Here is a 13,199-nt window from a genome sequence, read left to right on the forward strand (position 1 = left end):
ATATGAGTATCAAAAAGCAAAAAAAGACCCTGTTAAGCTTGTAAAAATTTTAAACAATATTGGCACCTTATACTTAAGCAAAAATCTAGATTCTTCTTTATACTATTATCGTAAAGCCTATTTAATAAATAACACTATAAAAAACGATGACCTAAAGATTTATGTCTTCACTAATTTAGCACGAACTTATGCTTTAAAAAAAGAGAAAGCAAATGCCGATTACTACTTTGATAAAGCTTTTTCTTTAGTAAATAAACGTGTTGATACCCAATTGCAGGCTTTTGTCTATGAGTCTTTTTCTGATTATAAGGAAAAAGAAAAAGAGTATGATGCCGTAATTGTCAATGCAAAAAAAGCATTAGGGCTATACAAAGAAAATGTATATAATTTTTCAGGACTAAACCTGAATAAAATGCTTTATCAGGCATACGTAAATAAAGAGGATTATAAAAATGCCGTTTATTATTTTCAGAAATACAACGCAATCAACGATAGTATCAATATCGTAGAAAAAGTAATTAACCTGGAAAGGATAAAACTCGAGCAGGATTACAAAATCCGCAGCCAGATAAAAACAATTGTTGATGAAAAAGAACGATTTAAGTATTATGTAATCGGATTGATATTGGTGATCGGTATTTTGATCTTAGTTATTTTACTGATAAAATACCGAAACAGGAATATTGAAAATCAACTGCAGAAAGAAAAAAGAAAAACAAAGATACAGGCGTTAAAGCAAAACCTTGATGCTAAAAATAAGGTTCTCATAGGAAAAGCCATGTCCGAAATACACCGCACAGACTGTATCAATGAAATTTTGAAGGATCTGAAGAAGATCAGACTTAAAACGATTAATAAAGAAATGCAGCAAGGTATTGATATCGTTTTAAAGCGTTTGGAAAAAAGCCTGAATATCGATATCTGGAAAGAATTTGAAATAAGTTTCGAACAGGTACATCACTCTTTTTTTGATAAATTAATGACCGATTATCCTTCTCTTACCCCCAAAGACCGCAGATTATGTGCTCTTTTATATCTCGATTTAACAACAAAAGAAATCGCTGTAATTACAGGCCAATCTTTTAAATCGATAGAAAATGCCCGTACAAGACTTCGCAAAAAGTTTGATTTAACGAATGAAAAAATAAATCTCTCCACCTATCTGAATACATTTTCGCCTGATAAAGTATAAAAATTTGATTTAGGTAATTTATTGATTTACTGTTTATTATTTTTTTTTGAGTGCTTTCATAGTGCTGTTTTTCTTCCTGAGAGTGTTTTTGAAATAGTCCTTTTTTTCAAAAACACAGCCTTCCGTTTTACATTTACCAATTCGCGTAAATAAAATCCTGCCTGATTGAAACAATATTCTTAAAAGTTGCAACAACCTATAAGAACCATAAACAAAAAAATCCCACAAAAATTCTGTAAAAAAGAATAAGAAATTCTAAAGATCAAAATCCAGTTGATTTTTAGAAACTGCTTTTATGGTTTCGCCTCAACTATAAAAACTTCACGCAAATTAACCAAGCAAACTATAATATTAATTTAAATTTTAAAAAATGAATCAGATTTACTTAAAAACCAGGTATTTGTTTATTCTGTTAGTTTTCTTTGCCTGTTCCGTCGGATTGGCTCAGTCCCCTTTTCAAAATGTAAAAAAAGAGGGATTGAAAACGGCAGTTGAAGATCCCGACGCAGGAAAGGAACAAGTTTCTAAAAAGACCGGTGATACAAATTCACCCCAAAGCAATGATACCGAAAGTTTCTTCGGTCAGAAAGAAGGAGAAGACGTAAAGGGAAAAAAACTTTCTGATGAAGAGGCGGAGTCTGTAAAAAAACTACTTCAGGAAAGCCAAAAAAAGTTTGCGAAAAAACAAACTGCCGAAAAAACAAGCCCTCAGGATTCAGTGGGCACAAAGCTTAAATCGTTTGCCAAATCATCAAACTTAACGGCAAAAAATATATTCGAGGTTAAAAAGGAAAATTTTAATTTATCCAAATCAGATAAAATGCAATTAAAATCAATTTCTGATAACCACGGCAGAACACTCGTTACCTATCAGCAATTGCATAATAATATACCTGTTGAAGGAGCCATTTATAAGGTTAGGGAAAATAAAACTAAAATAGATGTATTTGGCAGCACCTCTAAAAAACTTTCTTTAAATGAAAGTTATAAAATAAGTGCCGCTACAGCTTTTGAAAATGCATTAAAAACAGTAAATGCCAAACAATATATTTGGGAGAGTAAAAAACTGGGCTCTTTAGTAAACAAAACCATAAGCACAAAACCACAAGGAGAATTAGTATATGTCGGACCTGATTTTTCTTCAGAACTGCAGAAATATCACCTGGCTTGGAAATATAATATTTATGCGACCAATCCACAGTCCAGTCAGGTAATTTATATAGATGCCAATACAGGAAAAACAATTCTTAGAATCGACCTAAACCGAAATGCCTGTGTTACCGGCCAAAGTATTGGAAAAGGAAAATCACGCTATTCCGGAGAAGTACAATTTAATACCAAACAATATTCTGATGGCTACAGACTTGAGGCCCTGCAGGGAAAATACAATGTGCCCATTTTTACATTAAATATGAATCATGAAGCGCATGCTTCAGACGAAGTGCTTACAGAATTTATCGATGAAGATAATATCTGGAATGATTTATATAATAAAAATAATGATGAAGTTGCGATAGACATTCATTGGGGCATGCAAAAAACAATCGACTATTATGCGGAAAAATTTAACCGAAATAGTGTCGATAATAAGGGAATGGAAATTATAGGCCTTGCACATTTAGGCACTAATGTTGAAAATGCCGCCTGGACCGGCGGATGGGCACAATTTGGAGATGGTTTCAATGTGCCTTTTGTTGGTTTAGGAATTACGGCACACGAATTAACACACGCAGTAACACAATTTTCCGCTGGGTTGATTTATCGTGGAGAATCCGGTGCTATGAATGAATCGTTTAGTGACATTTTTGGGATAGCGGTTGAATTTTATGTTGCAAAAAGCACCAAAGAGGATATCTGGATGATGGGCAATGAATTATACAGACATGGAAGTATGAGAAGTATCTCCAATCCAAAAGCACAGGGACAGCCGGACACTTACGGAGGAAAAAACTGGGCAAATCCGGCAAACATTAATAATGATAATGGCGGGGTACACATGAACAGTGGTATCACAAATTACTGGTTTTACCTTTTATGTGAAGGAGGTGAGGGAGTAAACGATCTTAATAACAGTTACAATGTTAAAGCTATTGGTCTTGCCAAAGCAGAGAAAATTGCTTACATCGCGCTTACAGAGTATCTGTCCCCTACGTCGAACTTTAATGACATGCGCATGGCAACTTTAATGGCCACAGAAGATTTATACGGAGTAAGTTCTGAAGAATACAAGCAGGTTACGAATGCCTGGTATGCTATTGGTGTCGGAACTTCCTATGCAGAGAAACAAATAACTATTGTTTCTGTTGAAAAACCTACGGCTGCCTGTGGTCCGCTAAAAGGAGACGAACCTTTTTACATTACCATTAAAAATACAGGATCATCTGTTATTAAGGCAGATGAAATTTTAAATTATAAACTACGATTAATGATACCGGGCTTTGGAGGCAGAATTAATACGCTTTACACCAACAATGGCAATCTTAATTTTACTAAAGATCTGGCGCCGGGAGAACAAACCATTATCAAAATTCAGGATCGAATCCCGTATCAAATAGGTTCAAAAGTAAATTATGTAGAAGTTAAACTGGATTTTAAGCCTGTTGAGGAATTTGGCACCAAAGATGGCGTTTCCTTTATTTCAGATTTTATAGTTCTGCCGGGTGAAAAAGATTTTGATATTAAAGTGACGGGATTAAATCTACCGGCTTATTCAGGCGAATCTTTGTCAGCAAATCATCCATTAGCAATTACTATTTATAATTTGGGATGTAAAGATATCCCTGCCGGATCACAATTAAAAATAGGTTATCGAGACATACTTTCCGGAAATGAAATCGTCTGGAAAGAGATTACATTAGGAACTGCTTTTAAAATGAATTCAGAAATGACAATTCCTTTTGATGTCAGTGTAGATTTGTCTGCCGCTGGACTCCATAGCTATGAAGCTTCTTTATCTTATAACCAGGATCCTATAACGACTAATAACAGTACAATAAGTGCTGTCTACAGTGGAGTTGTAAATCAATTTCCATATTATCAGGATTTCGATACAACCCCGGGTGGCTGGTATTCAAAATCAATACTTACGAATCAAAAATTTATATGGCAGCCATTTCCTAAATCATTTAGGGATACCAAATCAAAATATATGTGGGGATCTGTAAATTATGCAAAATCTGAAACCATGGCGATCAATGCCGATTTTACATTACAGTCACCGTTATTTGATTTTACCAATGTGGCTTCTCCATATGTGGAGTTTGATATGATTTATTTGTTTTATAAAGGATATGACGGGCTTATTGTCGAATATTCTGAAGATAATCAAAACTGGAAAAAAGTAACGGATATCAAATATCCTGAAACTGTACACTATAATAATTTGGTAACAGGTCCCTGGTTTACGGGAGTAGACAATAATTTTGCCAAAGAACCATATGGAATACACCTAAATGAACTGGCAGGTAAAAAAGGCGCTATTCGTTTTAGAGTAGTTACAGATAATTATGCCAATAATTTTCTAGGGGCATTTATAGATAATGTTCGTGTAACTAATGCGGGGTATGATTTAGAGGTTTTAGAAGCAAAATTAGATGCGGGCTCATGCGTAGTTAACAATGATAATATAACAGTAAAGGCTAAAATCACCAATAATTTCAAGACTACCGGTGAGCAGGTAAATGTGGCAGTCAAAATTTTGGATAATCAGAAAAATGAAGTTTTTTCAAAAACAGAAAAAGTATCATTGGCATTCACAAAATTTAGGGATACCATCAGGTATACTATTCCAAATATTAATTTAAAAAGTATTGGGTCAAATACCGTAACAGTTTCTGTTTTTCCGGAAGATGTAACCAAGGAAAGTAAGCCTCAGAATAATTCGCTGACGTTTACTTACGATAACTGGAACAATGCGGATATGAAAGTTTCTGTACTTCCGTATATAATGGATTTTGAAGACGTGACCAAATATAAAGGATGGAGAACTTTTGAAAATAAAAACGGCACAGGCTGGAAACACGGAGTAAATACTGATTTAGAATCTCCGGGCTGGAATATCAAAGACCATACTCATTTTATGGCGAGTAACGATGACAAATGCAATTGCGACTCATCAAATGATATGTTAATCTCACCTACATTTGATTTGACCAATTATAAAGAAGCACATTTGACATTTGACGGTTTTGGAGACGGTACGGGAATTTCAGATGGTTTTGTGAAAGTAAGTACAGATGGAGGTCAAAATTGGGAAACAGTATTCAAAATGCCTTATATCAATAATTGGACAGAATATAGGGTGAACCTGACTGCGTATGCAGGCAAACCATGCGTATTGGTTGCATTTCAATATACAGATAATGGACTATTTGCTTACGGTTTTGCAGTAGATAATATCCAGATAAAAGATACGGCAGAGTATTTACAATTGTCTCATTTAAGTGTAGCAGAAAATGTTTATGAAAATGCACCGTCACATCAATTTTTTGTAAGTGCCAAAAATGTATCGTATAATACAATTAATAAACTTACGATTGAGTATCAAATTACGCAAAACGGTACTGCTGTAGGTGCACCGGTTATACTCCAAAAAGAAACTCCTTTATTGCAATATCAGACATCGGTTTATACTTTAGATAGTATTCCGCAGCTTCCGGCAGGCAACTATGAAATTAATGCAAAAGTAATTGCAGATGCAGAACCAAAGTCATTAGTAAGTCTTTCGGGAACTTTTCAGGTTATTGGAAATCCACTGTCACTTGATGCTGAAACATTTACCAATATACCTCAGGGTTTCTTATTTGGATCAAAAGGATTTGTTTCAAATCAGAGTGATGCCAATTATCCCTGGAGAGTGGTTACCACGCCTGACAATATAAACGTTAGTATCCCTAAAAAAGATCATACAAGGGATACGGCTGCAAGAATGCTTTACAGTCAGCTTGAAGGTTATCCTACGTATTCAGAATTAATTTCTCCATTATATAAGTTACCCGCAAATGCTACTGCTTTAGAGTTTTATTATGCATTTCAAACAAATTACCTGAATGCACTTATAGTAGATATTAAAACTACAGGAGGCGAATGGAATGAAATATGGAGAGTGTCTAAACAAGGAAGTTATCTGGATACAGAATGGCAGAAAGCAACAATTAATATAGGGAAATATGCCGGAAAATCTGTAATGCTCCGATTGAGACATGCCAAAGCGGCGGGTTATTCTTATTTGGTTTTAGATGATTTAAAAGTAATTAGTGCACCGTTTTTAGACGTATCGGTTCAAATGTTGTCGCCAAAAGATGTATGTGGCGAATCTGAAGTTAAAGTAAAACTGACCAATGAGGGAAAAATTGCAATTGCTGAAAAGACGATTCAATTAGATTTAGAATACACCAATACACCTGAAACTATTTCAGAAATTGTTGAGGTGGGAATTCCTGTTGGTGAAAGCATAGAATACACATTCAAAAAACAGCCTCAGCTTGTAAATGGTATTGATTCTCATGAATTTAATCTTACGGCAAAATTGGAAAATGATCTTGTTCCGGGAAATAATATCATAAAAAAATATACTTATCAGGACGTGGGCGCAGATTTAAAAATATTTGACAAGCAGGTGATTCACGGATATGCAGGCAAAAACCTTTATATCAGTGCCGAAACCAATTTTAGCGCCAAAAAATTAGATGTTGCTTCTTACAAATGGAATACAGGAGCAGTTTCCAGTGGTATTGAAGTTGATAAAGCAGGAGATTATACGGTAACAGCTGTCATGAAAAATGGATGTACGCTTACAGGAACTATAACAGCGACATTTGACACTTTCGAATCGGAACTCGTAAGTGGTAATGTGTGCGGTCCTGAAGTGGCTTTGTCTCCCGGAAATTACAAATCTTATGAATGGTTTGACGGCTCAACAGAACCTAACTATGTTACCACAAAAAGTGGCACCTATTATGTAACTGTTTATAATGAAAATGGTATTGGTAAAACGTTTAGTACCACCATTTCAATTTTGGAAAACAACATTGTACCGGAAATTAAGGTAACAGGCGATAAAAAACTGACCGCTTCAGTCGAGGGAGCTTCGTACCAATGGTTTTTAAATGACAGACCAATTCCGGATGCCACTCAAAAATCTATTATAACTTTCTGGGAAGGAAATTACAGCCTTCAGGTAACGAATCATAACGGATGTAACAGTATTTCAGCACCATTTGATTCAAAAGGAATGCTTCTTGGAAAAATAACAAATCCTTTCAGAGTATTCCCTAACCCCGCAGCCGACAACGTAAATATCTTCCTGGCAGATAAAACGGAAGGAGACGTGGAAATCATAATTTACGCAATGGACAGCAAAGCAGTATGGAGTAAAAAATATACCACTATGCCATCAAATATAGATGTAAGCAAGTTAAGTCCCGGAGTTTATGTTTTAGACTGCATGGTAAAAGACAGGAAATATACAGCCAAGGTAGTTAAACAATAACAAAATTAAAGACAGAAAACAGCAGCTCTCCTTTTTGAGAGCTGCTATTCTTAAAACAAAAATATGCTATGAAAAAATCTATATTAATTTTAGGCACACTTTTTTTATGTGTGACTGTTATGGCTCAAAATCAAAAAGTTAAATTAGGAGTTAAAGCAGGTCTGAATATTTCTACCCTTACTTTTGATGAAAGCGAATTGAATTCTTCAAATAAATTGGGTTTTACAGCAGGGGCTATGGCCGAAATTCCCCTGACGAAAAAATTTTCCGTTCAGCCCGAATTACTGTTCAGCCAGCAGGGAACAAAAACTTCTTTTTCTGATCCGGATGTTACAAATTCTGTCTATAAAGGTACTATTGAACTAAACTATCTGAATATTCCTGTAATGCTAAAATATTATTTAGTCGAAGGACTGAGCCTTCAGGCCGGGCCTCAAATAGGAATACTTCTAAAAGCAAAGAATAAATATCAGGATAATTTTTTAGGATACGAGAATCATGAGAGTCTTGATTTGAAAGAGTATTCAAGTGGGATAGATACTTCTGTTAACCTTGGATTGGGGTATCAGTTTAAAGACAAATTTTATACCGATTTACGATATACTATTTCTTACTCCAATATTTTCAAAGAGGGAGATCCAAATCACTTCATCAATAATGATATGAAAAACAGGGTTTTTCAGATAACGGTTGGTTATTTTTTTAAGTAAGGCCAATATTGAAATATACTCAAAACAAAAAGCCGTCCAGAAATTGAATTATTTCAGACGGCTTTTCAAATTTAGTTTAAATATCTTTTATTCCTGAATATAGGTTTTATTACCATTTTTATTGATGTAATATTTACCGCCCCTTGGTCCGGTATATACTTTTTTGCCATTATATTCCCCGGTAACTTTGTCTGGTACAGATGGCGCTTTTTCGTTAGTTTCTTTCAGTTTTTTAGCAGAAGATTCTGCAGCTGTTTTGCTTGTGGTTTCTTTGGTTTTATCCGCTTTCTCCTTAGTCTTGTCTGCTTTCTCTTTAGTTTTGTCTGCAGTTTCTTTGGTTTTAGCTGCTTTTTCCTTAGTTTTAGTTGCATCAGCAGCAGCTTTATCAGCGCTTACTTTTGATTTTGCCGCTTTTTCTTTTGTCTTGTCAGATGCCGCTTTCGTTTTATCTGCTTTTTCTTTAGTCTTGTCTGCGGTTTCCTTTGTTTTTGCCGCTTTTTCTTTTGTTTTATCTGCAGTTTTCTTGGTGTCTGCAGCTTTTTCTTTTGCTTCTTTTTTGGCTTTTGCTTCCGTTTTTGCCTTTGTAGTTTTGGCAGTTTCCTGACCATAAAAATTACCGGACAATGCAAGCATCAAACACAACATTAATAATTTTCTCATAGTAAAAGGTGTTAGAATTCAGACTAAAATTAATCAATTTTTTGTAATGTATTTCGCATCGGGCTAAAAATATGCACGGAGTTGTATATTGCCTGTGTGAATGGTATTTCCGGTTTCACTTTTTCGTCCCTGGTAGTTTAAATTGATATCCAGAAATTGTGTAATGTTCTTTTGCAAAAGGAGTTTCCATACCAGATTTTCACCTGCCTGAAGACCTTCCAGCATTTGAAAACCTACAGATGAAAATTCATTTCCGGTAAATTTATTCTCATAAAAAGAAAACTCACCGCTTACCGTTATCTTTTTTTCACCGGCATAAGAAAACGAAGTTCCGAGTCTGTTTTGGGCGAGGGTTTCTGAGTTTCCGATCTGATTTTTTTTATTCTGTAATTCATAAAAGAAATCCAGGCTGGTGTTTTTAGAAAATAAATAACTGATTTTTGGTGCAATCTGATACCCTTCCAGATCATAATTTTTTTCGGTAAAATCTTCAGAAACCAAAGTTGTTTTAATGCTTTTGGTAAAGAAATTAAACAGCCAGCTTTTTTGATATAAATGCGTATACTGCAATTGGTGCGAATTATTTTTTACATCCTGTGAACCAATAGAGAGTAAATTTTTTCCTTTATTAATAAGGTAAGAATAGGTTACGGAATGTTTCTGTTTTCCACGGTTAAAATACAGGCTGTTCCTCAAACTTGAATTTAACCCCAGCATATTTTCATCAGAAGAGTGAAACGGATTCAGTTCAAAATGCCCGCCATCGTTTTTTACTTTCCGGTCCATTATAAACGAAGTCTGATTATAAAAATACGAGGCCAGTTTTTTGAAACCCGTTTCATTTTGCCATTGCAGCGGATTTAAAATCACAGATTGCGAAAATTTATTCTGGTTGGTTTTGATATAAATCTGATTCGGTAAAAAGATCCTGATAAACTTTGCCTGATCCGGAAAAGGAGCAATCTCAAACTCTTCCAGTTCCTGAATCCCGTTGCCATTATAATCATTCCAGGTATAAACGCCCTGTCCCGCCGGAACTTCTACATACGTAAATTCCTGTTGCGCAATAGTTCCCGAACTGGTTTCATAAGCTGTTCCGATTTGCATAAACTGATTAAAAAACCGGTCATTGTATAAAATTCTGGAATTTAATGAAGGTTCGCTTTTTCGGGAAGGATCCGTAAAATCAAGAGTCCGGTAACTCGCATAAACCGCCAGATCTGTTTTTTTGTTCTGAATTAATTTTGATTTCAGAACATACATTCTCGAATCATTTACATGTTGCAGCAAACCATTTTGCAAACTGTCGTTGCGACGCTGCAGGTAACCCAGTTCAACAAAAACCTTAGTACTGTCGCCGCGGCCAACAAAAACACCATATTCTGAAAACCTCTGGCTCAGGGCCGAAAAGGCATTGGTAACCTTATCTTTTTCCTGATTATCTTCAATCTGAATACTTCCGCCAACCCAATTTTTTCCGAAATGATATTTGGTCTTTGTCAGGTTTCTGATAAATTTTGAAGTTGAGGTTGTCGCATCAGAATTCAGAAAACTTCCGCGGTTTTCAATCGTCCATTTATTGAGTTTAAAGAATGCATTTGCCGTATGACGGGATCCGGAATAACTTTCTGTAAAATCCAGTTTCTCAAATTGATACGTAAATAAACCGATGTCCGAAGTTTCCTTTTTGGAAAATAAATCAAAATTTAAGCCGGTAACCAGCAAACTCTGATTTCCCAAAAGCGTTGAATTTAAATTCCAGTCCCGGTTAAATTCGATATTGTATAAACGTTCTACAGACCTGAAATCTTGCTGAACAAATTGGTAATTTGCAAAAGCATCCAGAGTCCAGTCCCGGGTAAAAAGTCGTTTTTTAATGTTGGTTTTTACAGCAACTCCTTCGTTATCAGAATCATCAATTCCTGAGAATAAGTTTTTATCGTTATTACTCACAGCAATTTCAAAATCGACCAAAGTTTTTTCATCCGGATTATATTTTCCTAAAAAAGTAGCAACCTGAATTTTCATCGGAGCAACCAGTTTTACAATAGGTTCATAATTTCCCTGCAAAATACCGTTTACGGGTGCGATATATTCATAAATCCGTTCGACAGAATTGTTGTTCTGTATGATGTAATTCCCGAGATTATTTCCGATAAGACTAAACTTTACATTGTATAAAACATCTGCAGAATTGTTTGAATATTCATAAACTTCAACACCGTTGAGAACTACTTTTTTGTATAAAATTTTATTGTCTGCATAAGAATCCTCATAAGCAGATGGTGCTGTCATTAAGTTTTGGTCATCGCCCGCCTGACTCAGGACCTGAACCTGTTCTGTAGAAAGGTTTTGTTGCAGGGGCTGGTTTTTCATATCATTTTCAGAATACAAATAACCGCCAAAACTCCAGCTTTTATTTTCGTGCGTTGCGCCGGCATAAGTCACCAGACGATTGTAATTTCGATCAGAATATTGGTATTCGATATTGATACGCATTTCAGACGTAATCGGAAACAGTGAGGTAAAAACAATTTCACCCGCATTATAATCAATTACATAATCGTTGTTTTCACCACGTTTTAATAAAACACCATTCACATATACACGTTCAGAACCCGAAATGACCAAAACATACAACTCGCCATTTTGACCTTTTAATTTGTACGGACCCTGATTTCCTTCCTGGCCTGTAAAAGTACTTTTTGCATATTGCCCCTTTACAAAAGAAACCGAAGCAAAAACGTTGGTTTTGCTCTTTTCGGTATCAAAATCAAAACTTGCCGAAAGTCCCTGAACCTTTTTATTAAAACTTAAAAATTGCGTTTTCCTGTTTTCCAGAAAGACATCGCCCGCACGGATGTTCCAGTCATCGCTGAAAAGTTCCATGAAAATATTATCAAACTGATCCAGTTTTTGTGAATATCCTCCATCCTGCAGCGGAATATTGCTATCCTGAAGCGACGCTCTCAAACTTACCTTGTCGGATAATTTTCCGGTAATCTGAAGATCCAGATTTGAATTAAGAACCGTATTTTGATTATTGCCCACCGTGACGCCACGGGTAATGCTTCCGGAAGTATTTAAACCGTCAAAAGGAGTGACTTTTTTGGCATTTGTATTTTCTATTCGGTAAAGTTTTTCAGAACCCACATCATTGCTAACCACCTGGCTATCCTGATAAAGTCCGTATTCTTTGGTCAGGAAATCAGGATATCTTAAATAATTTACAATTAAAGTATCCGATGCGGAAGTGAATTTATCGTTAAGAAGTAAAGTCCCTTTTTTGAAATCTATAGTATAAAATGTCGAGTCAATAGCTTCATTTTTGGTATTTAAAAGCTGAAAAAAACCGGAATTGATACTGAATTTTTCGAGATGAATAGTATCACGGGTTGCTATTACTTTTTTGGTTTGATACGATGATTCCGTTTCCTGCGCCTGAAGACCGGAATAAAAAAGAAACACCGCAAAAAACAGTAATTTTTTCAGCATAAATACTTTAACTCTTAAAAGCCAAAAGTAGTATTTATAATTGGGAAATATTGCGGAGGGTATTTTAGTTTTATTATTGAAAACAGGCTGACAGGCAGAGAATAGTAGGGCGAGACAGAGCTTTATTTAATATATTTTGAGAGCATTAATAAAATAACAATAAGAATAGTAAATAACAGAACAGAATTTGGATTGGCAAAATTTATAGTCAAACCCAATTGCTTTGTCCTCTTTGGCGGAAATATTCTTTTATCTTTAGGATTGTAATAAAAAATACCCCATATCCAGTTTTTAGGATCCTTAATCCATTTGTCTTTGTCTTCTTCAGATGGTTCTTGATTGTATTCCATTTTAATCGCTTATCTTTTTTGTCTTTTTTTCGGTTTTATATATTACAATTGCGAAACTTAATACCCAGTAAAAAGTTATCAATCTGTTGATTATCGTAGTACTGCCATACAGATAATATAAAAGGGCCTGGATAATTACTGATGGGGACAATAGAATTAAAGAAAGAGTTGCACTAAATTTCTGTGCAAAATCCCATTTTGCCTGGCTTTTCATAGAATTGGATGTTCTATAACCGTAAAATGAGTTAATACTTTTTGGTGGGAATATTTTGAAAAGAGTCATCACAAAAAGTATAATTATG

The 13,199-nt window shown here is 35.0% G+C and carries 6 protein-coding genes and 1 pseudogene; 3 read left to right on the forward strand and 4 right to left on the reverse strand.

All coding sequences use genetic code 11. From position 1 onward, the window contains the following. The 3 genes and pseudogenes from DCO46_RS22805 to DCO46_RS20180 all read left to right on the forward strand — a co-directional run. A pseudogene (locus tag DCO46_RS22805) lies at positions 1–1,192 on the forward strand (hypothetical protein); the annotation flags it as partial. Positions 1,193–1,562: 370 nt separating this feature from the next. Continuing rightward, complete coding sequence (locus DCO46_RS20175) at positions 1,563–7,682, forward strand: M4 family metallopeptidase (RefSeq protein ID WP_116754282.1); 6,120 nt, start codon at positions 1,563–1,565, stop codon at positions 7,680–7,682. A 68-nt stretch (positions 7,683–7,750) separates the two neighbouring features. Beyond that, the gene (locus DCO46_RS20180) at positions 7,751–8,392 is read left to right on the forward strand and encodes a porin family protein (RefSeq protein ID WP_116754283.1); all 642 of its coding nucleotides are present in this window, start codon (positions 7,751–7,753) and stop codon (positions 8,390–8,392) included. Positions 8,393–8,479: 87 nt separating this feature from the next. On the opposite strand, the gene DCO46_RS20185 is transcribed toward DCO46_RS20180, so the two are convergent. The 4 genes from DCO46_RS20185 to DCO46_RS20200 all read right to left on the reverse strand — a co-directional run. Next, positions 8,480–9,052: a hypothetical protein gene (locus tag DCO46_RS20185; protein WP_116754284.1), complete on the reverse strand. Its 573-nt coding sequence runs from the start codon at positions 9,050–9,052 to the stop codon at positions 8,480–8,482. 63 nt (positions 9,053–9,115) lie between these two features. Continuing rightward, entirely contained in the window at positions 9,116–12,547 is a 3,432-nt protein-coding gene (locus tag DCO46_RS20190; protein ID WP_116754285.1) for a hypothetical protein, read from the reverse strand. 122 nt (positions 12,548–12,669) lie between these two features. Next, entirely contained in the window at positions 12,670–12,897 is a 228-nt protein-coding gene (locus DCO46_RS20195) for a DUF5808 domain-containing protein (RefSeq protein WP_116754286.1), read from the reverse strand. Between the two features lies 1 nt (position 12,898). Continuing rightward, the coding region (locus tag DCO46_RS20200) for an SdpI family protein (protein ID WP_133244618.1) at positions 12,899–13,199 on the reverse strand (301 nt) is incomplete at its 5' end.

Origin of the sequence: Flavobacterium sp. HTF (genome assembly GCF_003105115.1) — a bacterium.
GTDB lineage: Bacteria > Bacteroidota > Bacteroidia > Flavobacteriales > Flavobacteriaceae > Flavobacterium.